This is a genomic window from Pantoea sp. 9140 (assembly GCF_000745295.1).
In the GTDB taxonomy this organism is placed as follows: domain Bacteria; phylum Pseudomonadota; class Gammaproteobacteria; order Enterobacterales; family Enterobacteriaceae; genus Pantoea; species Pantoea vagans.
The window spans coordinates 3,163,148-3,189,876 of sequence record NZ_JQNO01000001.1; the positions used below are offsets into that span (position 1 = coordinate 3,163,148).

The window sequence follows — 26,729 nt, forward strand, 5'->3', positions numbered from 1 at the left end:
TGTAGAGTAAACACGGAAAATTTCCTTCTTATGATGCAAGCGCCGCAGTTCGCGCAACAGGTGCTGGACTGGTATCAGCGCTTTGGTCGCAAAACCCTGCCGTGGCAGCTGGAGAAAACGCCTTATAAGGTGTGGCTCTCCGAAGTGATGCTGCAGCAAACCCAGGTTGCCACGGTTATTCCCTATTTTGAACGCTTCATGGCGCGCTTTCCCACGGTCACCGATCTCGCTGCGGCACCGCTGGATGAGGTGCTGCATCTCTGGACCGGCCTCGGCTACTACGCCCGTGCGCGTAATCTGCATAAAGCGGCTAAGCAGATTGTCGAGGTTCACCGGGGCGAATTCCCGCGTAATTTCGATGATGTTTCTGCCCTGCCCGGCGTTGGCCGCTCCACGGCGGGCGCAATCCTGTCGCTGTCGCTGGGTCAGCATTTCCCGATTCTGGATGGCAACGTCAAGCGCGTGCTGGCCCGCTGCTATGCCGTCAGCGGCTGGCCGGGTAAAAAAGAGGTCGAAAAGCGGCTGTGGCAGATCAGCGAAGAGGTCACACCCGCCGAGGGCGTCAGCCAGTTTAATCAGGCGATGATGGATCTGGGTGCGATTGTCTGTACCCGCTCTAAGCCGAAGTGTGAAATCTGTCCGCTGAACAGCGGGTGTGAGGCGTACGCCAGCAGCAGCTGGGCGAGCTATCCCGGCAAAAAGCCTAAGCAGGTGCTGCCAGAGCGCAGCGGCTGGTTCCTGATGATGCAGGATGGCGATGATGTCTGGCTGGAGCAGCGCCCGCCTGTGGGATTGTGGGGCGGTCTGTTCTGTTTCCCGCAGTTCACCACCGAAGCGGCGCTGAATGACTGGCTGGCGGCGCGTGGCATCCATGCAAAACCGCAACAGCTTACCGCGTTTCGTCACACCTTCAGTCATTTCCATCTCGATATCGTGCCAATGTGGCTGTCGTGGCCTTCTGCCGGGGCGGCGATGGATGAAGCAGGCGGTCTCTGGTATAACTTAGCGCTGCCACCATCTGTGGGATTAGCTGCACCCGTTGAGCGCCTGTTACACGAGCTGCGCCATCCCCGACAACTGGCTTTGGACAGTTGTGAGATTAATGAGGAAGAGTAATGAGCCGCACCATTTTTTGTACTTTTTTACAGCGCGACGCGGAAGGTCAGGATTTTCAACTCTATCCGGGCGACCTGGGTAAGCGTATTTACAACGACATCTCCAAAGAAGCCTGGCAGAAGTGGATGGCGAAACAGACCATGTTGATCAATGAGAAGAAGCTCAACATGATGAATCCCGAAGATCGTAAGGTGCTGGAGAAGGAGATGATCAATTTCCTGTTCGAAGGCAAAGACGTTCATATCGAAGGCTATACACCGCCAGAAGCGTAAACATTCCGGGCCTCATCGCTGAGGCCGGTTATCCAGGTCAGGCTTGCATTTCCAATGAATAAAAAATTAATCGCCCTGCTGGTGATAGCACCACTTTTGGTTTCCTGTTCCGGGTCAAAGAATCAGCAATCCCACGAGGAGTGGGTTAAAGACACCAACGGCTTTGATATTCTGATGGGCCAGTTTGCTCACAATATTGAGAATATCTGGGGTATCAATGAGGTCCTGATCGCCGGACCTAAAGATTACGTCAAATATAGCGACAACTATTACACCCGCAGCCACATCAACTTTGAAAGCGGTAAGCTGACCATCGAGACCATTTCTGGCACCGATCCGATGGCCAGTCTGCGTCAGGCTATCGTGACCACGCTGTTGATTGGCGAAGATCCGGGTAATGTCGATCTCTATTCTGACGCTAACGACATCGAGATCAGTAAAGAGCCGCTGCTCTATGGTCAGGTGCTGGATAACACCGGTCAGCCGATTCGCTGGCAGGGTCGCGCGGAAGCCTTTGCTGACTATCTGATTCAGAATAAATTAATGCGCCGCACCTCGGGTCTGCATGTGATTTACTCTATTTCGATTCCGATGGTACCGAACCACCTGGATAAGCGTGCGCACAAATACCTGCCGATGGTGCGTAAAGCCGCCGAGCAGTATGGTGTGGATGCTTCGTTGATCCTGGCGATTATGCAGACTGAGTCGAGCTTCAACCCCTACGCCGTAAGCCATTCTGATGCGCTGGGTCTGATGCAGGTGGTGCAACATACCGCCGGTGTTGACGTGTTCCGCATGAAAGGTAAATGGGGCAAGCCGAGCCGCAGCTATCTGCTGGATCCGGAGAACAATATCGATGCCGGTACAGCTTATCTGTCGCTGTTGCAGCGCAGCTATCTGGGCGGCATTCAGGATCCGGTATCACGCCGCTATGCGGTGATCACCGCCTATAACGGTGGTGCAGGCAGCGTATTGCGCGTCTTCTCCAGCGATAAAGATCGGGCGTTCTCCATGATCAACGGCATGTCACCCAGCAAAGTCTATTCGACCCTGGCGAACCAGCATCCGTCGGCGGAGTCGCGTCGTTATCTGTATAAGGTGAGTACGGCGCAGAAGAGTTATCGGGGATTCTGATCGGAGCCGCTGAAGCGGAGGGTTGTTCGCTGCGCGAACGGGGCACGCTTCGCAGCGGGCTTGCTATGAAAAGGTTTCGCTTGCAGCAGGGTGGCACTGAGAAGGGTTTCGTTCGCCTGATCAGCTGGGCAGTTTCAGACACGCCTCTGCAGGCGACCGACAAGGGGCGCCAGTCGCCGCGCCCCTTGACCCCCGGCTCCGGCCTGCTTCACCGCCGCTTCGCGGTTCCTTCGCTTCTTCAGGATTTCTTACGGACCGGCAGGACGCGCCATCCCTGGCGCGAACCCGCCTCTTCGCGACATCCCTGTCGCTCGTCCTGAAATCCCTCATCCGCTCAGCGGTTCAGATGGCCTCCCTGACCCCTCGCTGTTATTTCGTGTTCTTGTGTTGGGTATTTTATCGCTTTACGTTTCCGGGATTGGCTTTGGCTTTGGCTTTGGCTTTGGCTTTGGCTTTGGCTTTGGCTTTGGCTTTGGCTTTGGCTTTTCAGGTCAGCAGACAATACAGCACCAGAGAAAACAAAAGAGATAACAGGCGGGGAATTACCAGAGGCATCCGAAGCGCTGAGGAACAACCGGAGGCCAGGATGAGCCGACAGGACGTCGGCGAAAGGACGGTTCGCGCCAGGGATGGCGCGTTCGGACGGTCCGCTGGCCGCAGGGCGTGACGAGGGCACCCCGCAAAGCGGGGCGCGCAGGCTGCCGGACGCCGGGATTGTTAAGGGGCGGGCGTCCGCCCCTTGACGCGTCCGCCTGCACGGGCGACCTGAAACTGCCCATCACCTAGCGGGCGAAACCTTCTCAGTGCCAGCCCGCTGCAAAGCATGCCCACCTCGTGAGACGAACGAAACTCTCTCAGCGCCCTTTCGCGCAGCGAACTAAAGGCCTGGCGGGCCGCTACCCGCCTCTGCCCCGCTCAGATCAGCGCCCCACCATCATATTGGCCACCAGATACTTACGTCCCTGCTCATCCTCTTCGGTGTAAACGCCCTGCAGCTCCGGCGAGAAGCCCGGCAGCAGATTAAGCCCCTCCTCCAGCGCCAGGAAGTAACGCTGCACCGCGCCGCCCCAGACTTCGCCTGGCACGACGCACAGCACGCCCGGTGGATAAGGTAACGCGCCTTCCGCAGCGACACGGCCTGCGGCCTCGGCGATCGGAACCAGCTCCACTTCGCCGCGAATATAAGCCTGATGTGCATCCTGCGGATTTACGCTGACCGGCGGGAACTCGGCGGCGCGGAACATCAGGCGCTGCAGATCCTTCACGTTATGGCTGACGTAAAGGTCATGCATCTCCTGACAAAGGCGACGCAGGGTATACCCGGCATAACGTTCGGCGTTTTTGCGGTAAATCGTCGGCAGCACTTCGGCCAGCGGCGCATCCTCTTTGATGTGCTGCTCAAACTGCGCCAGCATCGCCACCAGATTCGCCATCTTCTCCGGGCTCTCAGCCGGGGTCAGCAAGAACAGGATCGAGTTGAGATCGCACTTCTCCGGCACGATGCCGTTCTCACGCAGGTAGTTCGCCAGAATGGTCGCCGGGATCCCGAAATCACTGTATTCCCCGCTTGCCGCATCGATCCCTGCCGTGGTCAGCAGCAGCTTGCAGGGATCAATCCGATACTGATCGCGCGCGTAACCGGCGAAACCGTGCCACTTCGCCTGCGGTTCAAAGCTGAAGTAGCGCAGATCGCGGGCGATCGTCTCAACAGGCGCATCCTGCCAGCGCTGTCCATCAACAACTTCCGGCACAAACGGCAGGATCATTTCACAGCGTTCGAGGATCGCTTTACGCGCCTCAATGCCCAGCGTGACGCACTCATCCCACATGCGACGCCCTGCTTCGCCCTGATGCATTCTGGCGTTGATATCCAGTGCGGCAAACAGCGGATAAAACGGGCTGGTGGAAGCATGCAGCATAAAGGCGTTATTCAGACGCTTGTGCGGGCAGAAGCGCCGCTGTCCGCGAATGTGATTATCTTTTTTGTGGATCTGCGAAGTCTGCGAAAAACCGGCCAGCTGCTTATGCACGGACTGGGTGACAAAAATGCCGGGATCGTTTTCATTCAGATCCAGGGTCAGCGGCGAACAGCCTTCCATCAGCGGAATGAACTGCTCATAGCCGAGCCACGCGGAATCAAACAGGATGTAATCACACAGATGACCGATGCGATCCACCACCTGGCGGGCGTTGTAGACCGTGCCATCGTAGGTGCCGAGCTGGATAATCGCCAGACGGAAAGGCCTCGCCTCTTCTGCGCGCTGAGGGGCGACGACCGCGATCTGCTCACGCAGATAAGCCTCATCAAAGCAGTGCGCGTCAATGCCACCAATAAAGCCGAACGGGTTACGTGCTGCTTCAAGATAGACCGGGGTCGCGCCCGCCTGAATCAGCGCGCCATGATGGTTCGACTTGTGATTGTTACGGTCAAACAGCACCAGATCGCCGCGGGTCAGCAGCGCATTGGTCACCACTTTATTGGCGCTTGAGGTGCCGTTGAGCACAAAGTAGGTTTTATCGGCGTTAAACACCTTTGCCGCATACTTCTGCGCATCTTTAGCCGAACCTTCGTGGATCAGCAGATCGCCCAGTTTGACGTCGGCGTTGCACATGTCAGAGCGGAAAACATTCTCGCCGTAGAAGTCATAAAACTGTTTGCCTGCCGGATGCTTTTTGAAGAACGCGCCGCCCTGATGTCCGGGACAGGCAAAGGTGCTGTTTTGCATATCGACATAGCGGGTCAGCGTTTCGAAAAAAGGTGGCAGCAGCGCCGCTTCATACGCCTGCGCAGCTGTTTCCAGCGCAAGCCACTCCTGCGGCTCGCCATTCAGCTCCCCGTTGACGCCGGGCAGGTGCATCACCTCTTCTTCAAACGCATTTGCGACAAATACCGGCAGATTAAAGCCGGTGTGACGCAGCAGCGCCAGCACGCCGCTGCGGGTATCCGCCAGCGAGACGACGACCGCAGCCACATCCGTAAAGTCGGTATTATCCAGCGTCACTACGTCACGCGCGGTGTTCAGGGTCAGGCTGGGCGCGACAGCGGCGCTGGCAGCAATTTTCAGTGGAGTCATAACAGGATCCCTAACGTCAGGGAGGAGGTGCCAGAAGCACAAGTATGGGGACAGCGCCCCGGCGAATAATTAAGCGTCAGAAGGCATAGTGCAGTGTGGCGAGCAGATCCACAGCCGCTGCCTGGCTGGCCTCACCGCATGGCGAATAACGGAGAGTGCGGAAAACAGGAAAACCCGGTGAGCGCCGGAAAAAGCGAACGGTAATCCGGGCAGGTGCGCGGTGAACCGGACATGGCGACGTCCTCTGTAGTGAACAAGCAGGGGCCAAAAAGTGGCGGTCATAATGTCATCTTTTTTATGCACGAACAACCCGACCCAGGCAATTATTCAGTCACATAATAAAAAGATAACAACATGATTTTTATAGTCTATTTATCGTAAAAAATTCATGATACGACTAATTATATGAATTATATGCAGATTTATGCATGTAATTTGCTAGCGCTGTCAGCGCACTTTTCCCTGCCTGTTGCCTCCTTAAACCGAAGAGGCGGCCATTGCCCTACCGCATTGCCACTCACGAGCGTAAACTTACCCTCTAATTCACACTCTGCCGGAGGCTACATGTTTAAGGCACTGGTCATTGAAAATGACGAACAAGGTTACCGTTCCCTGCTGAAAGATCTCCCCGAATCCCAACTGCCCGACTATGATGTCACGCTCGACGTCAGCTACTCATCCCTGAACTATAAAGATGCCCTGGCTATCTGCAATAAAGGCCCGATTGTGCGCCAGTTTCCGATGGTGCCAGGTATCGATTTTGTCGGCCGCGTGACGGCCAGCCGTCATCCCGACTGGAAAGAGGATGATGTGGCGCTGCTGACGGGCTGGGGCGCAGGCGAAAAACAGTGGGGCGGCCTGGCGCAGAAAGCCAGCGTCAGCGGCGACTGGCTGGTGCGCGTGCCCGCTTCTCTTAGCCCGCTGCAGACCATGGCCATCGGCACAGCAGGGCTGACCGCAATGCTCTGCGTCATGGCGCTGGAAAAACAGGGCATCACGCCCGAACATGGCCCCGTACTGGTGACCGGTGCCAGTGGCGGCGTCGGCAGCTATAGTGTCAGCCTGCTGGCGCGTCTGGGTTATCAGGTGATCGCCTCCAGCGGTCGCGCCAGTGACCATGCGTATCTTATCGATACGCTGGGCGCGGCATCGGTGATTGATCGCGAAGAGCTTTCCCATCCCGGTAAGCCGCTGGCAAAAGAGCGCTGGGCCGCCGCGATAGACAGCGTCGGCAGTCACACTCTGGCGAACGTGCTGGCCGGTATTCAGCGTGATGGGGTGGTGGCTGCCTGCGGTATGGCGCAGGGACTCGACCTGCCCGCCAGCGTCGCGCCTTTTATTTTGCGTGGCATCACGCTGGCGGGTGTCGACAGCGTGATGTGTCCGAAGCCGCTTCGTCAGCAGGCGTGGCAACGACTCGGTGAGCTGCTGGATAGCGATCGGCTCAGCAAACTGAGCCGGGTGATCCCGCTGAGTGAAGCCAGAGAAGGTGCGCAGGCATTGCTGGATGGCAGCGTACAGGGTCGTCTGATTGTCGACTGCCGCTAACCCGCGTTTATAAGGCGCGTACCGCGCGCCTTTATCGACTGGCTCGCTGCAGCCGTTTGATCAACCCTTCCAGCGCGAACTGCGTGCCCTGCTCCATCACGGATTTCGGATCGCCGCTGAACTGATGGCACTCCGCCTCGTCCCTGCCGTCCGGCAATACCCAGCCAAACCAGATAGTGCCCGCTGGCGTGCCATCTTCGCCACCATCGGGTCCGGCATAGCCGGTAATCGATAACCCTACCGGTTCGCCTGAACGGGCGCAGGCTCCCTGTACCATTTCACGCGCCGTCTGCTCGCTCACCGCCGTGTGCTGTTTCAGCGTGTCAGGATGCACGCCCAGCAGGCGGATTTTGGCATTTTCGCTGTAGGTCACGAAGCCGCTGGTATAGAAGTCGCCGCTGCTTTCCACCGCGGCCAGCGTGATGCTGATCAGCCCCGCGGTACAGGATTCGGCGGTCGTCAGATGAAGTCCGGAGGAGAGTAAAATGTTACCCAGTTGCTCAGCGGTTTGATCTAATGATTTTGCCATTATGGTCTCCTGAGTATTCTGTCCTGAACACCAGGTATAGCGCAAAATCAGTGATTAAAAGCACGCAAGGCAATGTTTTTAAAGCGAAACGGTCTAAACCCGCAGCTGGATATGTGGCTTCCCACTCTCTGCCTGTGACACCACCTGCAAATCAGCCTGATACCAGCGCGTCAGCGTCTTTTCAGTCATCACCGTCTGCGGTGAACCCTGAGCCACCAGTCTGCCCGCGTGCAGCAGCAGTATGCGATCGGCCCATAATGACGCCAGATTAAGGTCATGTAACACGGTGCAGACGGTGAGATCACCCGTGCGCGTCAGCTGACGTAATAAACGCAGAGTCTGCTGCTGCCAGAAGAGATCCAGCGCCGAGGTCGGCTCATCCAGAAACAGCCAGCCGCGCGGTCTTCCCTCCTGCCAGAGCTGCGCCAGCACCCGCGCCAGCTGCACCCGTTGCTGTTCACCGCCGGAGAGCTGGCGGTAATCGCGCTGCGCCAGCGAATCACAGCCGGTCAGTTGCATGACTTCAGCCACAATCTGCGACGTCTGCTTCTCAGGCCACGGCGCACGGCCCATCGCCACTACCGATTGCGCCGACTGGGCAAAGGTCAGGTTGTTCTGCTGCCGCATCATGGCCCGGCGTCGCGCCAGCTGCTCACGCGGCCATGCGGACAACACACGATCGCCCAGCCGGCACTCACCCCGGTCGGGCGCTAAAAATCCGGTGAGCAACCGTAGCAGTGTTGATTTACCTGCGCCGTTGGGCCCGATGAGCGCCACCCGCTCTCCACCTGACAGCGTAACGTCAAGATTATCGATAGCGGTTTTGCCGTCGCGCGCCAGACAGAGTCCCGTCGCCTCTAACCTTTCCATCATTCAAATCCTCGCTGCTGACGCAGGATCAACCAGAGAAACCAGGGACCACCAATCAGGCTGGTCAGCAGTCCGACCGGCATCTCTGCCGGAACCACAAGTGTGCGCGCCAGCGTATCGGCCAGCAGCAGCAGAATCGCGCCTGCCAGCGCTGAACCGGGCAGCAGCCAGCGATGATCGCTGCCAAGACAAAAGCGCATCACATGCGGCACCACTAATCCCACGAAGCCGATCACGCCACTGACCGAGACCGCCGTACCGACCAGCAGCGCACTAAGGATCAGCAGCTGATGCTGGGTACGCTTCACATCAATTCCCATGTAGTGCGCATCCTCTTCACCTGCCTGCAGCAGGTTGAGATGGCGGGCACGGCTCTGTAACAGCAGCAACGCAGGCAGAATCAGCAGCAGGCAGATGAGCAGCGCAGGCCACTGCGCCTGGCTGAGGCTGCCCATCCCCCACAGTGACAGCTGACGCAGCTGCTGGTCATCGCTCAGCCACGACAACACGCCGACCGCCGCACCGCAGAGCGCATTAATCGCAATGCCGACCAGCAACAGCCGGGAGAGATTGCCCTCTGCCAGCCGACTGAAACTGAAGATCAGCAGCGTAACCAGCAGGCTGCCGATGAAGGCGGCAATCATCGGTAGCCACAGTGCCAGCTGGGGTGGCAACGCCAGTGGAATAACGATTGCCAGCGCGACCGCCAGCCCCGCGCCGCTGCTGATACCCAGCAGGCCAGGATCGGCCAGCGGGTTACGGAAAACACCCTGCATCACCGCGCCAGAGACCGCCAGCGCCATACCGATCGCCACCGCCAGCAGCACGCGTGGCAGGCGGATATTCAGCCAGATCTGCCAGATGAGATCGCTGAGCGGTGCCTGCAATAGCGCCCGCACCGACAGCGACATCGCCCCCAGATTCGCCGCCACTACCATCGCCACCAGCAGGAAAATCAGCATCAGCGTCAGACCCCGCTGCGCATTGCCATTAATCATGGTTCAGCGATTCCGCAGCCTGCCGCAATTTCATTATTGCCTGCGGCGTATCAAGGCCAAATCCCAGCAGCGCCTGGGTATCAATGATCAGCAGACGATGCTGCTGTCCGGCTGGCGTCAGCGCCAGGCCGGGTAACTGCCACAGTTGCGCTTCACCACCCAGGGTTTTCAGGCCATCCTCGCCGATCATCACCAGATCTGGCGCGGCGGCGATCACGCCTTCCTGCGACAGCGCCTGATAGTGCGGCACCGAACCCATGGCATTCTCCAGCCCGGCGCTGCGAATAGCGCCGTCGGCTGCGGTCTGATTTCCGGCCGCCATCGTTTTCATGCCGCTGTTTGCCATGATGTAGAGCACCTTCACCGGCAGCGATTGCTGCGGCAACTGGCGAATCTGCTGCGTTATTTGCTGCACCAGGGCCTGAGCTTCGCTTTCACGCTGCAGCGCCTGACCCACCGTGATAATTTTCTGCGGGATCGCCTGCAGACTGTTGTCGCCGCTGACCGTCACTACCCTGACGCCCGCGCGGGCAATCTGTTGTAGTACCAGCGACGGCTTTGCCTGCGCGCTGGCGAGCACCAGCGTCGGCTTCAGCGCCAGGATACCTTCGGCATTCAGCTGGCGCATATAGCCCACATCCGGCAGCCGGGCAGCCTGCGCCGGACGCAGGCTGGTGCTGTCGCGCGCTACCAGCTGTGACTGAGCATCCAGCGCGTAGATAATCCGGGTGACGTCACCCCCAATCGACACCACCCGCTCCGCAGCCAGTGAGGGCAGCGTCAGCAGCAGCCACAACAGACTCAGGTGTTTCATGCCGCCGCTCCTGGCGTACGGAGTGCGTTCACCTGCTCACGCCAGCAGGCCTGTTCTGGCGTGCCTTCCGTACGCTGTCCATAGAGCTGGGCGATCTGCGTGCCGTCGGCGGCGAACAGTTCCAGACTGGTCACAAAGCCATCGCCGGTGGGTTTGCGTGTGACCCAGCTTTCGCTGATCTGGTCCGCCATCAGGTGCAGCGTGAAGCGGGGATTGAAGATGTTGAGCCAGTTATCCATAGGTACCAGCTTCTCTACTTTGCCGGTGAAAATCTGGGTACAGCCACGATTGCCGACAAAAATCATAATTTCGTTGCCCGCCTGCTGTGCCATCTCCAAAACATGCTCAAGTGCATCGTTGCCGGTTTGCCAGGCGAGATCCTCACCCACTGCGCGGAACGCCTGCGGCCGTGAGACCTGATGGCGCTTCAACAGGGCAAAAAACTGATGAACATCGGTCATGGCGCGCCATTCACGGTCAATCGCGGTGGCATCAATGGTCTCTGTCTGAGTAGCAGCGGTAACCGGCTCAACCACCAGCGGCGTCGCAGCGGCGTCAGTGTAGTCGGCGATCAGCGCGTGCCATGCCGCCATGTTGGTCTGCTCCGTGACGTAAACTTTCAGCACCGCATCGCCGTGACGATCGAAGACCTGAATGCTGTGACGTACGCCCTTCGCGGTTGTCTCCTGCAGGGCAAAGGCGCTGAACCACTGTCCGACAAACAGGCGCAGGTCGAGCGCCCGGGGATTCAGCACCAGGCCGCCATGTGCGCCGATCTGCACATTCTGATATTCGCCCAGATGCTCATGCACCGCATAAGCGTTACGGGTAATGCTTTTGGTCTCGCCGACCGCGCCCAGCGCCTTCAGCAGCGCCGGGAAATCGTGTTTCAGCGCCACGGCATCAACGCCGATACGCGCTTCACACAGTTCCGCTTCGCTGATACCGATCAGCGTGGCCAGATCGCGGGCATATTTCTTCGGATGTTCACTCTTCAGGGCGAGATAGTGCTGATAAATCGGGTTCATGATTCGCTTCTCTTAGTCATGCCCTGCATCAGCGCAGGGCGGCGGTGATTAAAAATCGACATTAACACCTAACTGGAAAGTACGACCCGGCATTACGGCCAGTGCCTGATCGTTACGATCCTGTTGGGTAGCGCTGGTCAGTTGACGGCTGCTGAGGTAATCCCGGTATTTACGGTCGGTTATGTTGTAAAGCCCGCCGCTTAACCTGACGTTGTGCGTGACGCGCCAGTAGGCCGTCATATCCACCAGGCCATAACCCGGCACCCGCATGTAATCGGTGCTGGAGTCAGTCAGGCTGTTGCCGGTGTTGGTAAAGCTGTTGCGATTTGTGGCGCTGGCTTTCTTACCTTTAACAAACGTGGCGGTGACGGCAGCACCATAGCCGCGCGCCTCATCATCCCAGGCGAGTCCGACAATTGCTTTCATCGGCGCAACGCTCTCCAGGTCGACGTAGCGGTCTCCCAGGTAGCTCGACTTCGCCGCACCCTGGGTGTACCCAAACGCCAGATTAGCGCTCAGCCCCTCGACCTCGCTGAACCAGCTGCCGACGTTCACCTTGCTGCTGATTTCAGCCCCATAGATATAGGCTTTGTCGCGGTTCTCCGCCTGATAGGTGGTATAGATGTTGCTGGGTACATTGACGAACTTACCCGGATTGGCCGCCCGGCTGTAGCGGGTAAAGGCAATGAAGTTTTTGTAGTCGTTATAGAACGCGGCAGCGTTAAGCGTCACGCCCTCTGCAACCTGGCCTTTTATACCCCATTCGTAGTTGTTGCTGGTTTCGGTTTTCAGATCGGCATTGCCAATCAGCGCATACTGCGCGGGACCGGCATAGCTGGAGCCAAGGTTCCATGAGCCATAGAGCTGAGAGTCGTTAGGGAACTGCGCGCCACGGGTATATTGCAGATAAGTCATCAATGCCGGGGTCAGATCGTACTGGAAGGCGATCGACGGCAACACCTGAGTGTCGCTGTTTGGCGAACCGTAGAGCGCGGAGACTTCGCTGGCGTCGAGCACACTGCTGTTTGTCGTCAGTGTCGCCACATCGCGTGGGCGGGTGTTCTGGTACGCCACACGCACGCCCGGCACGATAGCCGCACGGTGTCCGTCAGCATCGAAGCTGATGGTATCCTGCAGATAACCGCCAACCGTATAACTGCGGCTGTTGGCCTGCGGTTGCATGATCACGCTGGTGGCGCTCGCCGCAGGCGACTGACGGAAAGGCCGTTCGGTATCCACCAGACGCGCATTCAGCCCGGCGCTCAGTTCATGGCGCCCGATGTTTTTAAGCGCGCGGGTGTCAAAACCGTAGCTGTCGCTGTTGTAGTCGGAGTAGACGGTTTGCCAGGTGGTGGCACCTGACGGCATAAAGGTGTTGTCATGTGCCTGGGTCTGCTGCCAGTAAACGCGGGTTGTCAGACTGTCGATCAGGTCATTATAAGGCGTGTACTCATCCACCAGGCTGATGCCCCAGCGTCGTGTATCGCTCTGCTGCTGCGCCGTTCCCCAGACCGTATTGCCGGACGTGCTCCAGCTGTCGTAATGGCTGTGGTGCGTTTTGTGATAGTAATCGAAAGTCGCGCTGAGCTTGTGAAGATCATTGGGCTGCCAGATGCCCGAGGTCATAAAGGCATCGGAATGCCAGTTGGCTGGATAGGCATCAACCGTGTCGCTGTTGTTGCGGGTCTGTTGGCCGTCACGACGACTGTAAACAAAGATCCCCCGCAGCGTATCATCGCCTGCTGCTGCCGTAACGCCGTTGTGCCAGCTGCGGCTGGCGGAGTCATAGTCGCTTTGATAACCGAAATAGTTGCCTTTACCAGGATGCAGATAGTCATCCGGGGATTTGTTACGGAACGAGACATTGCCGCCAATCGAGTTATTCGGCTGATCCACTGCCGTGGCACCCTTCTCAATTCCGATATGGCCAAACATATAGGGATCGATGTAATCGCGGCCAATCCCAAAGCTGTCGAGACCGGCACGTCCCACGTAGCTGCGGCCGGTGGCCTGCGGCAACGGAATGCCATCCACATCGAGACCCACGCGGTTGCTCTCTAAACCACGAATGTTGTAGCCGGTGTAACCGGCCCGGTCAAAGCCGCTCTTACCGGCTGAGGAGCCGCCACTGGTGCCGGTGGCGCTGATCAGCGGTTCATAACGCATGATCGATCCAAAATCAGTAGCGCCACGTTGCTGCAGATCGCTGGCAGAGAGCGTGGTTTTACTGCCCGCCGTTTGTTTAATTTCCGGTGCATTCACCGTCATTACCGGTTCAGCACTGCTGCCATAGCGGTCGGAAAGGGTCAGCGTGGCAGGTTCACTGCCCGCAGCATAGGTGCAGGTGGTATTGATAAAGGTGGCGAGCAACGCCAGCTCAGACAGACGCGGTTGCGTCAATCTCCGAAAACGTGGTGACATAGGCGCGAATTACCTGATTAATTGTTAGTATTCGCTCACTTGCTTGCTGGAACATAAAAAACGGCTCTGCATAAAAGCCGTAAAAAGTCAGAACATCATGCGGGTGTAATCATTATCGCCGCGAATTTAATGCAACTGATAATCATTATCAATCCTATTTACATTAAGACATAAACCACAGCGCACAAATTGTTAACCCGAATGCATCTGCATTTATCAATACGTAAAGGAAGAGAGTTATGGCGCAAAAACCTGTGGTTGTTATTCACTACTGTATGCAATGCAACTGGCTGATGCGGTCAGCGTGGATGGCACAGGAACTGTTGCATACCTTCGCCGAGGATTTGGCAGAGGTCACGCTGAAACCCGGCACCGGCGGTATTTTTGAGATTACGCTGGATGGTCATCTGCTGTGGGAACGTAAGCGGGACGGTGGTTTCCCGGATGCGACTACCCTGAAACAGCGCGTGCGCGACATCTGTTTCCCGGATCGTACTCTGGGCCATATCGACAAGAATAAGAGTGAAATCAGCTGATTAACTGTGGGTGATTTTATCAGCCGCGTCGTGCAGCGCCTTAATCAGCGTCTGCAGCGCGGCTTCTGAAATATCTTCCTGCGCCAGTCGTTGATTCAGAGCCATCTTTAGCCCGTGAATCGCCTGTTCCACAGCAGGAATGCTGCGGTTATTGACCACGATCGCCAGCGTAGAGAGCCGCGTAATCAGGCTGGCTACGGTTTCGCGATTATCAGACAGCTGCGCCTCACCAGCCGCCGTCAATCGGTAGGCTTTACGCGCTGCCTGCGCATCCACCACCTGAATCGCCTCCATCTCTTCCAGCAGCGTCAGATTGGGATAGATGATCCCCGGGCTGGGCGAATACTCTCCCTTTGACAGCTCCTCAACGGACTTGATCAGCTCATAGCCGTGCGCCGCATTCTGCGCCAGGAAATGGAGCATCAGCAGGCGAATCTCACTCGCTTCCAGCATCTTTTCACGTCGTTTACGTCGTCCGCCGCAGCCGCCTGCGCGCGAAGTCTGTTCGTCAGATGAAGTGGAAGTCGGATGCTGTTTCATGACCTGCCCTGCTGAAAAAAGGAGAGTGATGGTAGTCCGCCATCTGGCAAAACTCAATTGCCAGCGCGGCTTACTTCTGATGCCAGTAGGCCACCGCCCGCACGAAGTCGCTGTCGAGACCACACTGCGAGGTAAAGTAGTCAGACAGCGCTTTGACAAACTCACCTTCGCCGGTCAGCCAGATAAAGTAATCCTCTGTCGGAATAGCGATCTGATCCAGCCGGGTAATCAGCTGGCTGAACTGCGCTTTTTGCATCTGACCGCTGCCCAGCCAGTTTGTCGTTACGTCTGCCGTATCCGCTAAATAGTCGCGACCGGTCGCTTCATCAGTAAAGGCATAGAGATGCAGCGCCTGGGCGCGGGCGTCACGCTGACGGCGGGCAAAAGCGGGCAGGCCGGTTTCGTCGCAGACGTAAAGCTGAAATGCGTAATCGGTCGGCACCACCAGCGAGCCGCGTGGCCCACCAACAATCAGTTTATCGCCCACCTGCGCCTGCGCGGCCCAGTCACTGGCCACGCCCTGCTGATGAATATAGAAGTCGAGGGTCAGTGAAGATTCACCATCGAATTCCAGCGGCGTGTAATCACGCGCCTGCGGACGTAAACCTTCCGGCCAGACAATGCCTGCGTCGGTAATCTGCGGCAGAGCCAGTGTTTCGCCTTCAGCAGCAGGGAAAAACACCTTGATGTGGTCATCAAAGCCTGGCGACGTAAAGCCTGCCAGATCGCTGCCGCTGAACCGGATGCGCCAGAATTTCCCGGCAATCCTGGTTTTACTGGCGACCTGAATATGGCGAAAACGCAGTTCATTGCGGACGCGCTGCGGCGTGCGCTTATCGGCTGTTGTAGTCAAAATTTTTCTCCTGAAACAGGGCTTATGCCCGATAGTCAGGGGCATACCCGCCATGATTAAACACCAATGGAATAACAATCATTCTCATCTGAAGCAACAAGATTAGCTATGATATATCTTCGGCACAAGAACGAAAAATGCGATTCTGCAACTTAAGATATATTTTAAGCAGTGTCGTAAGCGAGGAGATACGGACGGGAAGCGGCATGAATCAGAAGCATCAGAGATGCAGCATGCAGGTAAAGACTGTTTCAGATGCAGGTGAATGGGCCTCAGAGAGGAAGCCGCAGGTGCAGAGTATGAGCAGGTAAATCAGGCAGAAGCTGTCCGGCTCCTGATGAGCCGGGCATCATCTCGCGCCGCCGGTTCTGGCAGCGCATCAACACTTACAGCGTGTCGTTGAATCCGGAAAGGGAGGCATTACTGCTGGTGTGATCCGGCAGTTCACCATCACCCAGGATTTCATGCTGGGTAACCTGAGAATGCGGATGCAGTCCGGCAGGCGGTGAGAAAGGCTCAGCCTGCTGCGCCATCGCCATTGCAGGCAATGCCAGGATCAGGGAAATCATTAAGCGTCGCATAGTTGTCTTCGATTGTCGTTTTGGCCAGAAAAGGCCTGAAATGCAGATGAATGTTCCAGCCCTGCCACAGAAGTACGATGATTCAGATATGGCAGGGTTTCGGGGGAGGATTTTACGCCAGAATGGCAACTTATTTTATAAAATCGTGCGGTTTGTCACGGTTTATCGCACGAAAGATGCATTGGCAGGAGCAGAAGTGATCGCCCCTGCCCTGCCGGCTACGCCTGCATCACCGGAATAGAAAAAACGCCGCTGAGCCAGTCGGGCTTACAGTGCGCAAAATCAAGACGCAACAGGTCTTTGCCCGGACGGCGCGACACGCCCAGCATGGGCAAATGCTGATAGTAAATATCCTCGATAAAGCGCGTCAGCTGCTCCGGCCTGCCGCTCCAGCGTATCGACGCATAGAGGCCGCACACCTCGCTCCAGCTGGCAGTATTGTCACCCAGCAGCCCGGCATGTTGTGGTGCCAGCGCCTGAAACAGGCTGATATTCTGCTGGTCAGCAGAGCTATGGCCGGGACCATACTGAAAGCCTAACCAGCCGTGCGTCGCATGGCTGCCCGCCAGCGCGACCAGATGCCGTGCCTGCTCTGCCACCCGGTGGTCGTGGTCGGCAATATACTCACCAAACCTGCACTCCCACTCCAGTGTCTCTCCGCACAGATGCAGTTCTTCCTCACGTTCCACCAGCGTCGCACGCTCTGCCAGCGATCGCACCAGAATGCGGCCATGGAAGTTTTTAACCGGCAAGTGAGGAATACGGCGAAACGCGCCAGGCGTCAGTGAAAAGTGGCCTTTGAACACCCGCGTGAAGTTTTGCTGGTTATCAAAGCCAAAACGTACGGCGATATCGATCAGCGTCATGCGTGTCAGACGCAGCGCCATGGCCGCCATCGTCAGACGCCGTTTGCGGGTATATGCCGCCAGCGTCTGTCCGGTCATCTCCTTGAACATGCGCTGCATGTGCCATTTGGAATAACCTGATTTCAGGGTGATTTGATCGATATTGAGATCGTCGGTGAGGTTGGCTTCTATCCACTCGACCAGATCGTTAATGTGCTGCTTTTTAATAGCCTGACTGAGCATGATGGCGATTTACGACGCGGGTTAGGACTGGAATTTTCGTTACAAAAGAATAACAAAAATTGCGAATCGGTGTAAGGAAAGGGTAAGGCGCACGCGCCTGTTCGGGGCGATTCCGCATTAATTGCTTAGGTTACTAACTAAAAAAGGCTGACTGACGTCAGCCTCAGACAACTCAGAATGTAAAGCGATGGGAGCATACGCCAGGAGCAAAACATCGCGGGCCATGGATGGCCCGCGCTGAGCATGCCAGGGATGGCGTTTTTGCGTCTTTGCGGAGGGCGTATGCTCCCTGAGCTTGCTCGTTATCAATACTCGCAGTCGTCACGACAATTAATGACTACGCATTCCCGCCGCAGTCATCATCATACGGAACAGCGAGGCGACAACGCCCAGCGCCAGCACGCTGGCGGCGTAGATAAACACCAGCCACATCACACGCTTCCACCACGGTGCTTTTGTCTCTGCGGTGTGATTGTGGTCTTTCATGCTGCTGAGGCTTTTCATATCAATGATATCCTGCGTCTGCTTTGATTTTTCCACGGAACACGTAGTAGCTCCAGAAGGTATAGCCCAGGATCATCGGGATAATCAGCAGGCTACCCACCAGCATAAAGGCCTGACTCTGCGGAGGTGCCGCAGCGGCCCAGATGGTCACGGATGGCGGAATAATATTTGGCCAGATACTGATGCCCAGTCCGGAGAAGCCGAGGAAGATCAGCGCCAGCGTCAGCAGGAACGGTGAATAGTGCGCCTCGCGTTTGATGGCGCGAATAATGCCCCACGAACAGAGCAGCACCAGCACCGGAACCGGCAGGAACAGGAACAAATTTGGCGTGCTGAACCAGCGATGAGAGATGTCGGCATGCGCAAACGGCGTCCACAGGCTGACGATGCCAATAATCACTAATAGCGCAATCACCAGCGGCGTCGCCAGCGCAGACATCTTACGATGCAGTTCATTCTCGGTCTTCATGATGAGCCAGGTACAGCCCAGCAGCGCATAGGCCACCACCAGACCCACGCCGCAGAACAGCGGGAACGGTGCCAGCCAATCCATTGCGGAACCGGCAAAGCGGCGTCCCTCAACCGGAATACCATCCAGCAATGCACCGACCGCCACACCCTGACTGAAGGTGGCGATGATCGAACCGGCAATAAACGATTTGTCCCAGAATGCACGATGGCCTTCCACCGCTTTAAAGCGGAACTCGAAGGCAACGCCGCGGAAAATCAGACCGATCAGCATGGCGGTCAGCGGAATAGACAGTGCATCAGCGATGACTGCATAGGCCAGCGGGAATGCACCGAACAGGCCTGCGCCCCCCAGCACCAGCCAGGTCTCATTACCATCCCAGACCGGCGCGACGGTATTCACCATCATGTCGCGCTCGCCAGCATCTTTGTTGAACGGGAACAGCAGACCAATGCCCAGGTCGAAACCATCCATCACGATATACATCAGGGTTGCGAAGACGATAATCACAAACCAGATAACGGAAAAATCGATCATCTTAGTGGTCTCCATCCTTAAAGGTGGCAGCGGAAAGTGGACGCGCTGGCGTTTTCTTCTGACCCGGTCCACCCTCTTCGGTGATATGACCTTCGCCGACAACCGGTCCCTGCTTAATCAGACGCATCATATAGTGATACCCCACGCCAAACACCGAGCTGTAGACCAGAATAAAGGCAAGCAGGCTGATGCTCATGTGCATATCGCCATGTGCCGAGACCGCATCAATGGTGCGCTGCACGCCATAAACCACCCACGGCTGGCGACCGATTTCAGTGGTAAACCAGCCTGCCAGAATCGCAATCAGACCCGATGGACCCATCAACAGTGCAAACCACAGGAACGGACGCGACTCATAAAGACGCCCTTTGAAACGCAGCCACAGGCTGACCACGCCCAGTGTGATCATCAGCAGGCCCAGCGCCACCATCACGCGGAAGGACCAGAAAATTACCGTTGAATTAGGTCGATCCTCTTTCGGGAACGACTTCAGCGCCGGAACCTGCTTGTCCAGACTGTGCGTCAGAATCAGACTGCCGAGATAAGGCACTTCCAGCGCATATTTGGTGCGCTCCTGCTCCATGTCGGGAATACCAAACAGGATCAGCGGTGTGGCTTCACCCGGCGGGTTTTCCCAGTGACCTTCAATCGCCGCGATCTTGGCAGGCTGATGCTCCAGTGTGTTCAGACCGTGAGCATCACCAATCATCGCCTGAATCGGCGCAACGATCAGCGCCATCCATAACGCCATGGAGAACATCCTGCGGATGGCAGGATTATTGTTGCCCTTCAGCAGGTGCCAGGCCGCCGATGAACCGACAAAGAAGGCACTCGCCAGGAACGCCGCCACCGACATATGGAACAGCCGGTAAGGGAAAGAGGGGTTAAAGACGATTTTGAACCAGTCCTGCGGAACCACGATGCCATTCTGAATGATGTAGCCCTGCGGCGTATGCATCCAGCTGTTAGAGGCCAGGATCCAGAAGGTCGAAATCAGTGTACCCAGGGCGACCATGCAGGTGGCAAAGAAGTGCAGACCCGGACCTACGCGATTCCAGCCAAACAGCATCACGCCCAGGAAGCCCGCTTCCAGGAAGAACGCCGTCAGCACTTCATAGGTCAGCAGCGGACCGGTGATACTGCCGGCAAACTCTGAGAAGCCGCTCCAGTTCGTGCCGAACTGATAAGCCATCACCAGCCCTGACACCACACCCATACCGAAGTTAACGGCAAAGATTTTGGACCAGAAATGGTAGAGATCGCGATAGGTTTGATCGCGGGTTTTGAGCCACATACCTTCGAGTACGGCCAGGAAGCTGGCGAGACCGATGGTGATGGCGGGAAAGATAATATGGAAGGAAACAGTAAATGCGAACTGAATCCTGGCCAGATGAAAGGCATCTAATCCGAACATTGCTTACCTCTTTGCCACATAGAACACCATGTATTTACTTATTATTAACAACTTAAGCCTGATGCGCTGACTTCTCTGCGCTTATTGAAATTCCCGCCGCAAATTTAGAACTATTCGCGACGAGGAAACAGAAACAGTGGGGTTAATGAAAACTATAACAGTCTTTGTTGATTTTGATCATTGTTTTTAACGGGAATCACTTATTTAAAAATAAGGCTTAAAGGTTAATCAGAGCGTATTTATGTGTCGTTAATGTTACGGTATTTGTCACTTTAAAAATTCACATCGGCAAAGCAAACCCTGACTAAAAAAAGCCTTCAACCGGCTGTTTTCAGACGTTATTTTGTTATAAACCCTGATTTCAAAAAGGTCAAATTTGAGAGCGGATAAATTAAATAATCTTATTTTTTAACGAGTTAAATCAGTAAATGAGTACCACCACCGCTTTGTTTATTTTTTTTGTATTACCCTTGCTAATTCAGACCTGCACCCAGGCGAAAAATAGCCAGAGCGGCGCCTTTAAGCGCCACGGGAGATGTTAATAAAATGGGTCAAAAAGCTGGACTGAATTAACAGCGCATCCGAAGCAGTCGGTTATTCCGGGCCAGAGCCTGATGAAATGATTTAATAACCAGCAAAGAGGCGAAAAAACCGCTTAGGTTATTTTCGCTGCCGTTACGTTATTCCGGTTTCAGTGAGAGAAATGGGAGAGAAGAACAGATCAGAAATCTCCTGCCAGCATCTCCACACCTTCACGACGGGATGGCTGACAGGCGGGGATTTTACTCAGCTGCAGACTTTTCACGCTGTGCCAGAATCCGGCTCAGGTTCAGCTCCAGCCAGTCCGCCAGCCCCACTACCTGTTCACTGACTTCGCGACCAAGCGGAGTCAGACGATACTCCACGTGCGGCGGTACGACATCGTAAGCGATGCGCTGCACGAAGCCATCTTCTTCCAGGTAGCGCAGATTCTGCGCCAGCATCCGTTCACTGACGCCACCGACCGCCCGGCGCAACGCACTGAAGCGCAACGTCTGGTCCTGTAAGGCCAGCAGAATCAGTACGCTCCAGCGGCTGGTCACCCGTTTCAGTACGTCGCGCGACGGACAGTTAACGTTAAGCAGTTCACCACGACTAAATTTTTCACTCAATTTTTCAGACATTTAACCTGCGCACCTCAAACTAACAATTCTGTAAGTACTTACTAAAAATTAGTTTATACCCTAGTCTGAATTTCACCAACAGCCACAGGAGTCATCCCATGATTGCAGTTACAGGTGCCACCGGCCAGCTGGGCCGAATCGTTATCGATACATTACTGAAAAAAGTTCCGGCGGCAGAAATTGTTGCCGCTGTGCGTACGCCCGCCAAAGCGGCCGATCTTGCTGCGCTGGGCGTGATTGTCCGCCAGGCCGATTATGGCCAGCCAGAGACGCTGGAGGCCGCTTTTGCAGGCGTGGATAAGCTGCTGCTGATCTCGGGCAGTGAAGTGGGCCAGCGTGAGGCGCAGCATAAAGCTGTCATCGACGCTGCAAAGGCTGCAGGCGTGGGCTTTATCGCCTACACCAGTCTGCTGCATGCGGATACCTCACCGCTGGGTTTAGGTGTTGAACATCGCGCGACTGAAGCGCTGTTAAAAGCAGCGGGCATCCCGTTCGCCCTGCTTCGCAACGGCTGGTACACCGAGAACTATGCCGCCAGCATTCCTCCGGCGCTGGCACATCATGCGTTTATCGGCGCGGCAGGTGAAGGCCGCATCGCCTCTGCTGCACGTCAGGATTACGCTGAAGCGGCGGCTGAAGTAATAACCCGTGACGATCAGGCGGGCAAAGTCTATGAGCTGTCCGGCGACGACAGCTATACGCTGGCGCAGTTTGCTGCGGAGATTGCCGCACAGAGTGGTGAGAAAGTTGATTACGTCAATCTGTCTCAGGCTGACTTTGCCGCCGCGCTGAAAGGCGCTGGCCTGCCAGAGGGTCTGGCGGAGATGCTGGCGGATTCTGATGCCGGTGCAGAAAAAGGTGGCCTGTTTGATGATTCGCGTCAGCTGAGCAAACTGATCGGTCGCCCGACCACAAGCTGGCAGGCGGTGATCCGCGCAGCACTGGCGAACACTTAATCCAGCTCTCTCTGAGCGGGCAACCCTGCCCGCTCACTTCTCACTCCTGCCCTGATTTCCGTTGCGTATGCCATTTTCTGCACCCTTTGCGGCTGCGGTTTCTTTTACAAAATGTGAATAAATGCCAGTTTTCTTCAGCTTAAATTTTTTTATTCATGCTGCTAAGAGATTCATCCGAAATGTGTTTTTTGTGAACACTGCTATATTTGGTTGAATTGACTGGAATTTATTAAAAAGCCTCGATTAATCGACAATATTTATTACGTTCATAGATATTCTGCATTGTTGTTCCGCAGGCTGAGAGGTCTATAATTTCTCCTTTGTGCAACCACGACCGCTCAGGAGGCCGTTATTAATACCCATCGCCAGCAACAAAATGCACTTGAAGAGGTTCGTGCCGGGGCGGAAGTTGAGTATCAATACGATCCCCATGAACTGAAACTGGATCGCATGCAGGATTCTGAACCGGAACCGGAGCTGATTGAAGGCTTACCGGCACCGGATGCGCTCACGCCTGCCGATCGTTATCTGGAACTGTTTGAACATGTCCAGATGTCGCGGATTTTTGAGGACAGCAAAACCTTCCCCGACTGTTCGCCTAAGTACGATCCGCTGGATGTGCTGATGCGCTATCGTCGACAGAAACGCAGCAGTGATTTCGACCTGTCGCGTTTTGTCGCCGATCACTTTTATCTGCCTGGCGTAAACGAAAGTTTTTATGTTTCCAACCCGGATAAATCGCTCAACGAGCATATCGATGACCTGTGGCCGGTTCTGACCAAAATGCCGCAGCAGCATATGCCGCATTCATCGTTGCTGCCGTTACCGAAGCCCTATGTGGTACCGGGCGGACGCTTTGGCGAAACCTACTACTGGGACTCCTACTTCACCATGCTGGGCCTGGCGGAATCGGGCCGTGATGATCTGCTGCGTCATATGGCAGACAACTTTGCCTGGCTGATCGATAACTACGGCCATGTGCCAAATGGCAACCGTACTTATTATCTCAGCCGTTCTCAGCCGCCGGTATTTGCCCTGATGGTGGAGCTGTTCGAAGAGGATGGCGTGCGCGGTGCTAAGCGCTATCAGGAACAGCTGATGAAGGAGTATCAGTTCTGGATGGATGGTGCCGGCTCACTGATGCCAAACCAGGCTTATCGTCACGTCGTGCGGATGCCAAATGGCTCGCTGCTGAACCGTTACTGGGATGACCGCGATACGCCACGTGATGAGTCGTGGATGGAAGATGTTGAAACCGCGCGCGAATCTAAACGTCCGGCCAGCGAAGTCTATCGTGACCTGCGTGCTGGTGCTGAGTCGGGCTGGGATTACTCCTCGCGCTGGCTGCGTAACCCGAAACGTCTGTCGAGTATCCGTACGACACAGTTTATCCCTATCGATCTGAACGCGTTCCTGTACAAGCTGGAGCTGATGATTGCCACCCTGTCGCACGCCAAAGGCGAAGAGCTGACGGCGCTGGCCTGGCAGAAAAAGGCGGAAACGCGGAAACGCGCTATTACCCGTTACCTGTGGGACAGCACCGCTGGTGTGTTCCGTGACTACGACTGGCGTCGTGAGCGTTTTGGTGCCTTTACCGTTGCCTCGGTCGTTCCGCTGTTTGTGGGTCTGGCGACGCCGCATCAGGCGCATCTGCAGTCAATCTCCCTGCGTCATCTGTTGCTGAGCAACGGTGGCCTGCTGACCTCAATGGTGGAAAGCGGTGAGCAGTGGGACCGTCCTAACGGCTGGGCACCGATGCAGTGGATGGCCGTTGTGGGTCTGAATAACTATGGTGAAGAGACGCTGGCAAGTGAAGTCGCGGTGAACTGGCTTAATACGGTTAATAACTTCTATCAGTTGCACCACAAGCTGGTCGAGAAGTATGACATCAGCGGCGACCGCGCCCGTCCCGGCGGCGGCGGCGAGTATCCATTACAGGATGGCTTCGGCTGGACGAACGGCGTTACACGTAAGCTGATGACGATGTATGGGCATTTAATGGCTGACTGAGTGTCGCAGCCTGTAAATCACTAAAACGCAAAAGCCGGGTCATTCCCGGCTTTTTTCATACAGGCATTCAGGCGTTACTTCTTCGCTTCTGCGCCCGGCTGCGACGCACGTTGCAGGAATTTCTGAGTCACTTCAGGCAGGTGTTGCAGCAGCCACTCCGCCATGGCCACTTCCTGATCGCGAATCTCGTTGAGGATGCGAACGCCCTGCGTATCGCCCACCTGCTCCGCCGCGGCAATCAGGCTGGTGTAGCTGGCGATCTCAGCATTCTCAAAAACGTAGCCACTGATGGCACCCTTCACCACTTCATCGGAGTTAAACATACCGCCCACCGCCTGGCCGGTCGCCGCCATTTTACCCATCGCATCTTTCACCACAGAGTGATCGATAGCGTGGCTGTCGAGCAGCTGTTCCAGCAGGGTCAGCTGATGCCTGGTTTCTTCCAGATGTTGCGCCAGACGCTGTTCCAGCGCTGGATAGTGTTCAAGACGGCCTGACATCTTGCTCAGCATGCTTTCTGCCTGCTTTTCCATCGCATGCGCATCGCGCAGCCAGTCATGATAATGTTCAATCGCAGTCATGTGTCACTCCTTAAGAGACGGTAATCGCCTCGGCTACCGAGGTGAGTTTCTCATCCGTTTGTTTCTCTTCATTCAGGGTCGCTGCCAGCAGCTCTGCCGCTTTGGTATACCCCAGCTTCAGCGCCAGTGCATGCAGCGTGCCGTAGGTGGCAATCTCATAGTGCTCAACTTTCTGTGCCGCACCGATCAGCCCCTGATCGCGGACTTCGCCCTTTTCGACCGAGTCGATAATTTCCTGGGCTTCTTCAACCAGACCTTCAAGCGCATGGCATTTCATTCTTTTGATTTTGACTTCAGGTGTCACGTCTACCAGTTCATCCAGTCGTTCAATCTGAGCACGGGTCTCTTCAAGATGCTGATTAAACGCAGCGATAAGATTTTCGTCACTGGCAGCACGCGCCATTTTAGGCAATGCACGGGTTATCTGTTTCTCAGCGCTGTATACATCGGAAAGGTCGTGGATGAACAGATCGTTTAACGTTTTCACTGTCATAAGATAGCCTCATTGATTAAAAAGCTGCGTCGGTAATAACGCAACGCCGGTCATATCGTTGGCACCTGAAAAGTTTAGTGGAGATTCTTAATATCGCACGCTGTGGCAGTATGAATTTAATACAAAAGTGGCATGCAAAATGCATTTTTCTTTTTACAGCAGTCATTTAGCCTAAAAGGTTTTTATGGCTGCGGCTTCGCTCGCTGCGGTGGAATTTGTACAAAGCAATAAATCTCTGTATAAATTTTTTAGGATTAAGTGCATAAAAAAAGCACCAGTCAAAACTTAGTTGTACAGAACTTTATTAAACCGTATAGCTTTAATCGATCGGAAATAAAAAAACCGGCAGGGAAAACCCAACCGGTTTAATTAACGGCATCTCTCTGTGTCAATGATAAATCAGCGACATAATTCAGGAGGTAATTATCTTGCAGGAAAATGAAAAGAGAATCTGTGCAGCCCGGCAAACGCGTTAAGCTGCCATCCGGCAGCCTTAAAAGCGTTTAGCTTCTGCGGCTTACCTTACCTCCCTTGCGCCCGGCTTCGATGGCACGTTCGGGATCGTTCTTAAAGTTCCCGCCACTTTTCTGACCGCCTTTGCGCCCTGCTTCCGCAGCACGCTCTTTGTCAGCCGCAAAATTCCCGGCCCCACCACGATATTGAGTCATTCTGTGTTCCTCTTTGAAATTAAAATCAGAATTTGCACAGTTAATGCTTAATCAGGCCGATTCAGCAACCTAAATGTAGACAGAAAACCGTACCGATCAAGCGAGATAAATAAAAAACCCGCTACCGATCTGACTTATTGGCAGCTCAACCCTCATCCGGACTGGTAACGCATTTCAACTATCGCTCTGTTCTATTCAAAAAAGAGCTACGGCTCCAAATACATTTCTTACAAAAATCGCCGCGCCCTATTAATCGATCATTTTCGAAAAATGTCCAATTGAAAAAACAGTAACCGAAGCGGCAATGAGATAACTTCATCAATATCAGTTAGTGAAGATGATCAACAAACGATCAATTTCCCTAAGCGAAGCGGTAAATATATTTACACACCACTGTTTTGGAAGCTGAATTAAGCGAGACGCAAGGCTTTGACCGTGCCAGCTGAAAATAGCTGATTTTGATCAATAAACGATCAATTATACTGATTTAATGAAAATTTTAATCAGAATGATACGCAATAATTGGTACAGA

Annotated in this window: 26 protein-coding genes; 8 read left to right on the top strand and 18 right to left on the bottom strand. The window is 55.3% G+C overall.

Going from position 1 to position 26,729, the window contains the following annotated elements:
* The first annotated feature begins 30 nt into the window (after positions 1–30).
* The 4 genes from mutY (at position 31) to FA92_RS23350 (ending at position 3,053) form a co-directional block, all read left to right on the top strand.
* A complete protein-coding gene (mutY, locus tag FA92_RS14620) occupies positions 31–1,116 on the top strand; it encodes an A/G-specific adenine glycosylase (protein ID WP_033784019.1) in 1,086 nt (361 codons plus the stop codon).
* Positions 1,116–1,388 carry an oxidative damage protection protein gene (locus FA92_RS14625; RefSeq protein WP_003853409.1) on the top strand — a complete coding sequence of 91 codons (273 nt, stop codon included), beginning with the start codon at positions 1,116–1,118 and terminating at the stop codon, positions 1,386–1,388. The genes mutY and FA92_RS14625 overlap by 1 nt, the downstream gene beginning before the upstream one ends.
* 54 nt (positions 1,389–1,442) lie before the next feature.
* Complete coding sequence (mltC, locus tag FA92_RS14630) at positions 1,443–2,522, top strand: membrane-bound lytic murein transglycosylase MltC (RefSeq protein WP_013358985.1); 1,080 nt, start codon at positions 1,443–1,445, stop codon at positions 2,520–2,522.
* A gap of 384 nt (positions 2,523–2,906) precedes the next feature.
* Positions 2,907–3,053 carry a hypothetical protein gene (locus FA92_RS23350; protein ID WP_156105716.1) on the top strand — a complete coding sequence of 49 codons (147 nt, stop codon included), beginning with the start codon at positions 2,907–2,909 and terminating at the stop codon, positions 3,051–3,053.
* A gap of 389 nt (positions 3,054–3,442) precedes the next feature.
* Here the strand turns inward: FA92_RS23350 and FA92_RS14640 are convergent, their stop codons facing one another.
* Entirely contained in the window at positions 3,443–5,596 is a 2,154-nt protein-coding gene (locus FA92_RS14640; protein ID WP_033784021.1) for an ornithine decarboxylase, read from the bottom strand.
* 564 nt (positions 5,597–6,160) lie between these two features.
* On the opposite strand from FA92_RS14640, the gene FA92_RS14645 reads away from it, so the two are divergent.
* Positions 6,161–7,144, top strand: coding sequence for an MDR family oxidoreductase (locus tag FA92_RS14645; RefSeq protein ID WP_013358989.1), 984 nt, complete (start codon positions 6,161–6,163; stop codon positions 7,142–7,144).
* A gap of 31 nt (positions 7,145–7,175) precedes the next feature.
* On the opposite strand, the gene FA92_RS14650 is transcribed toward FA92_RS14645, so the two are convergent.
* The 6 genes from FA92_RS14650 to FA92_RS14675 form a co-directional block, all read right to left on the bottom strand.
* Positions 7,176–7,673, bottom strand: coding sequence for a CinA family protein (locus tag FA92_RS14650; RefSeq protein WP_033784022.1), 498 nt, complete (start codon positions 7,671–7,673; stop codon positions 7,176–7,178).
* Between the two features lie 93 nt (positions 7,674–7,766).
* On the bottom strand, positions 7,767–8,543 hold the full coding sequence (locus tag FA92_RS14655; RefSeq protein ID WP_197061515.1) for a heme ABC transporter ATP-binding protein: 777 nt from the start codon (positions 8,541–8,543) through the stop codon (positions 7,767–7,769).
* A complete protein-coding gene (locus FA92_RS14660; RefSeq protein ID WP_033784024.1) occupies positions 8,543–9,541 on the bottom strand; it encodes an iron ABC transporter permease in 999 nt (332 codons plus the stop codon). The genes FA92_RS14655 and FA92_RS14660 overlap by 1 nt, the downstream gene beginning before the upstream one ends.
* Positions 9,534–10,355, bottom strand: a complete 822-nt coding sequence (locus FA92_RS14665; protein WP_013358993.1) for a hemin ABC transporter substrate-binding protein — start codon at positions 10,353–10,355, stop codon at positions 9,534–9,536. The genes FA92_RS14660 and FA92_RS14665 overlap by 8 nt, the downstream gene beginning before the upstream one ends.
* A complete protein-coding gene (locus FA92_RS14670) occupies positions 10,352–11,383 on the bottom strand; it encodes a hemin-degrading factor (RefSeq protein ID WP_033784025.1) in 1,032 nt (343 codons plus the stop codon). The genes FA92_RS14665 and FA92_RS14670 overlap by 4 nt, the downstream gene beginning before the upstream one ends.
* A gap of 48 nt (positions 11,384–11,431) precedes the next feature.
* Positions 11,432–13,804: a TonB-dependent receptor gene (locus tag FA92_RS14675; protein ID WP_033784026.1), complete on the bottom strand. Its 2,373-nt coding sequence runs from the start codon at positions 13,802–13,804 to the stop codon at positions 11,432–11,434.
* Between the two features lie 239 nt (positions 13,805–14,043).
* On the opposite strand from FA92_RS14675, the gene FA92_RS14680 reads away from it, so the two are divergent.
* The gene (locus FA92_RS14680; RefSeq protein WP_033733740.1) at positions 14,044–14,340 is read left to right on the top strand and encodes a SelT/SelW/SelH family protein; all 297 of its coding nucleotides are present in this window, start codon (positions 14,044–14,046) and stop codon (positions 14,338–14,340) included.
* Here FA92_RS14680 and FA92_RS14685 read toward each other — a convergent pair whose 3' ends face one another.
* From FA92_RS14685 to FA92_RS14720, 8 genes are all read right to left on the bottom strand, one after another.
* A complete protein-coding gene (locus FA92_RS14685) occupies positions 14,341–14,880 on the bottom strand; it encodes a PadR family transcriptional regulator (protein WP_033784027.1) in 540 nt (179 codons plus the stop codon).
* Between the two features lie 70 nt (positions 14,881–14,950).
* The gene (locus FA92_RS14690; protein ID WP_033784028.1) at positions 14,951–15,733 is read right to left on the bottom strand and encodes a siderophore-interacting protein; all 783 of its coding nucleotides are present in this window, start codon (positions 15,731–15,733) and stop codon (positions 14,951–14,953) included.
* A 386-nt stretch (positions 15,734–16,119) separates the two neighbouring features.
* Positions 16,120–16,302: a hypothetical protein gene (locus FA92_RS14695; RefSeq protein WP_223811653.1), complete on the bottom strand. Its 183-nt coding sequence runs from the start codon at positions 16,300–16,302 to the stop codon at positions 16,120–16,122.
* Positions 16,303–16,532: 230 nt separating this feature from the next.
* Positions 16,533–17,402 carry a helix-turn-helix domain-containing protein gene (locus FA92_RS14705; protein WP_033784030.1) on the bottom strand — a complete coding sequence of 290 codons (870 nt, stop codon included), beginning with the start codon at positions 17,400–17,402 and terminating at the stop codon, positions 16,533–16,535.
* Positions 17,403–17,732: 330 nt separating this feature from the next.
* The gene (locus FA92_RS22775; RefSeq protein WP_071822193.1) at positions 17,733–17,906 is read right to left on the bottom strand and encodes a DUF2474 domain-containing protein; all 174 of its coding nucleotides are present in this window, start codon (positions 17,904–17,906) and stop codon (positions 17,733–17,735) included.
* A gap of 1 nt (position 17,907) precedes the next feature.
* Entirely contained in the window at positions 17,908–18,912 is a 1,005-nt protein-coding gene (gene cydB, locus FA92_RS14710; RefSeq protein WP_013359001.1) for a cytochrome d ubiquinol oxidase subunit II, read from the bottom strand.
* A gap of 1 nt (position 18,913) precedes the next feature.
* Positions 18,914–20,326 carry a cytochrome ubiquinol oxidase subunit I gene (locus FA92_RS14715; RefSeq protein ID WP_013359002.1) on the bottom strand — a complete coding sequence of 471 codons (1,413 nt, stop codon included), beginning with the start codon at positions 20,324–20,326 and terminating at the stop codon, positions 18,914–18,916.
* 782 nt (positions 20,327–21,108) lie between these two features.
* Positions 21,109–21,489: a helix-turn-helix domain-containing protein gene (locus tag FA92_RS14720; protein ID WP_033784031.1), complete on the bottom strand. Its 381-nt coding sequence runs from the start codon at positions 21,487–21,489 to the stop codon at positions 21,109–21,111.
* A 98-nt stretch (positions 21,490–21,587) separates the two neighbouring features.
* On the opposite strand from FA92_RS14720, the gene FA92_RS14725 reads away from it, so the two are divergent.
* Both FA92_RS14725 and treF read left to right on the top strand, forming a co-directional pair.
* Positions 21,588–22,445 carry an SDR family oxidoreductase gene (locus FA92_RS14725; RefSeq protein ID WP_033784032.1) on the top strand — a complete coding sequence of 286 codons (858 nt, stop codon included), beginning with the start codon at positions 21,588–21,590 and terminating at the stop codon, positions 22,443–22,445.
* 351 nt (positions 22,446–22,796) lie between these two features.
* On the top strand, positions 22,797–24,455 hold the full coding sequence (treF, locus tag FA92_RS14730; RefSeq protein WP_071822194.1) for an alpha,alpha-trehalase TreF: 1,659 nt from the start codon (positions 22,797–22,799) through the stop codon (positions 24,453–24,455).
* A 74-nt stretch (positions 24,456–24,529) separates the two neighbouring features.
* Here treF and FA92_RS14735 read toward each other — a convergent pair whose 3' ends face one another.
* The 3 genes from FA92_RS14735 to FA92_RS14745 all read right to left on the bottom strand — a co-directional run bounded on the left by FA92_RS14735 (position 24,530) and on the right by FA92_RS14745 (position 26,197).
* On the bottom strand, positions 24,530–25,036 hold the full coding sequence (locus tag FA92_RS14735) for a DUF892 family protein (RefSeq protein ID WP_033784033.1): 507 nt from the start codon (positions 25,034–25,036) through the stop codon (positions 24,530–24,532).
* A gap of 10 nt (positions 25,037–25,046) precedes the next feature.
* A complete protein-coding gene (locus FA92_RS14740) occupies positions 25,047–25,529 on the bottom strand; it encodes a DUF892 family protein (RefSeq protein ID WP_033784034.1) in 483 nt (160 codons plus the stop codon).
* A 503-nt stretch (positions 25,530–26,032) separates the two neighbouring features.
* Complete coding sequence (locus tag FA92_RS14745; protein ID WP_004571242.1) at positions 26,033–26,197, bottom strand: general stress protein; 165 nt, start codon at positions 26,195–26,197, stop codon at positions 26,033–26,035.
* Between the last annotated feature and the right edge of the window lie 532 nt (positions 26,198–26,729).

Coding starts and splice junctions, on each gene's coding strand:
- FA92_RS14740 (WP_033784034.1), bottom strand. CDS start 25,529: ATGACAGTGAAAACGTTAAACGATCTGTTCATCCACGACCTTTCCGAT.
- FA92_RS14715 (WP_013359002.1), bottom strand. CDS start 20,326: ATGTTCGGATTAGATGCCTTTCATCTGGCCAGGATTCAGTTCGCATTT.
- FA92_RS22775 (WP_071822193.1), bottom strand. CDS start 17,906: ATGAAAAGCCTCAGCAGCATGAAAGACCACAATCACACCGCAGAGACA.
- FA92_RS14725 (WP_033784032.1), top strand. CDS start 21,588: ATGATTGCAGTTACAGGTGCCACCGGCCAGCTGGGCCGAATCGTTATC.
- FA92_RS14645 (WP_013358989.1), top strand. CDS start 6,161: ATGTTTAAGGCACTGGTCATTGAAAATGACGAACAAGGTTACCGTTCC.
- FA92_RS14695 (WP_223811653.1), bottom strand. CDS start 16,302: ATGATTTCCCTGATCCTGGCATTGCCTGCAATGGCGATGGCGCAGCAG.
- FA92_RS14685 (WP_033784027.1), bottom strand. CDS start 14,880: ATGAAACAGCATCCGACTTCCACTTCATCTGACGAACAGACTTCGCGC.
- FA92_RS14705 (WP_033784030.1), bottom strand. CDS start 17,402: ATGCTCAGTCAGGCTATTAAAAAGCAGCACATTAACGATCTGGTCGAG.
- FA92_RS14655 (WP_197061515.1), bottom strand. CDS start 8,543: ATGGAAAGGTTAGAGGCGACGGGACTCTGTCTGGCGCGCGACGGCAAA.
- cydB (WP_013359001.1), bottom strand. CDS start 18,912: ATGATCGATTTTTCCGTTATCTGGTTTGTGATTATCGTCTTCGCAACC.
- mltC (WP_013358985.1), top strand. CDS start 1,443: ATGAATAAAAAATTAATCGCCCTGCTGGTGATAGCACCACTTTTGGTT.
- FA92_RS14670 (WP_033784025.1), bottom strand. CDS start 11,383: ATGAACCCGATTTATCAGCACTATCTCGCCCTGAAGAGTGAACATCCG.
- mutY (WP_033784019.1), top strand. CDS start 31: ATGATGCAAGCGCCGCAGTTCGCGCAACAGGTGCTGGACTGGTATCAG.
- FA92_RS14735 (WP_033784033.1), bottom strand. CDS start 25,036: ATGACTGCGATTGAACATTATCATGACTGGCTGCGCGATGCGCATGCG.
- FA92_RS14675 (WP_033784026.1), bottom strand. CDS start 13,804: ATGTCACCACGTTTTCGGAGATTGACGCAACCGCGTCTGTCTGAGCTG.
- FA92_RS14650 (WP_033784022.1), bottom strand. CDS start 7,673: ATGGCAAAATCATTAGATCAAACCGCTGAGCAACTGGGTAACATTTTA.
- FA92_RS14745 (WP_004571242.1), bottom strand. CDS start 26,197: ATGACTCAATATCGTGGTGGGGCCGGGAATTTTGCGGCTGACAAAGAG.
- FA92_RS14640 (WP_033784021.1), bottom strand. CDS start 5,596: ATGACTCCACTGAAAATTGCTGCCAGCGCCGCTGTCGCGCCCAGCCTG.
- FA92_RS14665 (WP_013358993.1), bottom strand. CDS start 10,355: ATGAAACACCTGAGTCTGTTGTGGCTGCTGCTGACGCTGCCCTCACTG.
- FA92_RS14720 (WP_033784031.1), bottom strand. CDS start 21,489: ATGTCTGAAAAATTGAGTGAAAAATTTAGTCGTGGTGAACTGCTTAAC.
- FA92_RS14680 (WP_033733740.1), top strand. CDS start 14,044: ATGGCGCAAAAACCTGTGGTTGTTATTCACTACTGTATGCAATGCAAC.
- FA92_RS14625 (WP_003853409.1), top strand. CDS start 1,116: ATGAGCCGCACCATTTTTTGTACTTTTTTACAGCGCGACGCGGAAGGT.
- FA92_RS14660 (WP_033784024.1), bottom strand. CDS start 9,541: ATGATTAATGGCAATGCGCAGCGGGGTCTGACGCTGATGCTGATTTTC.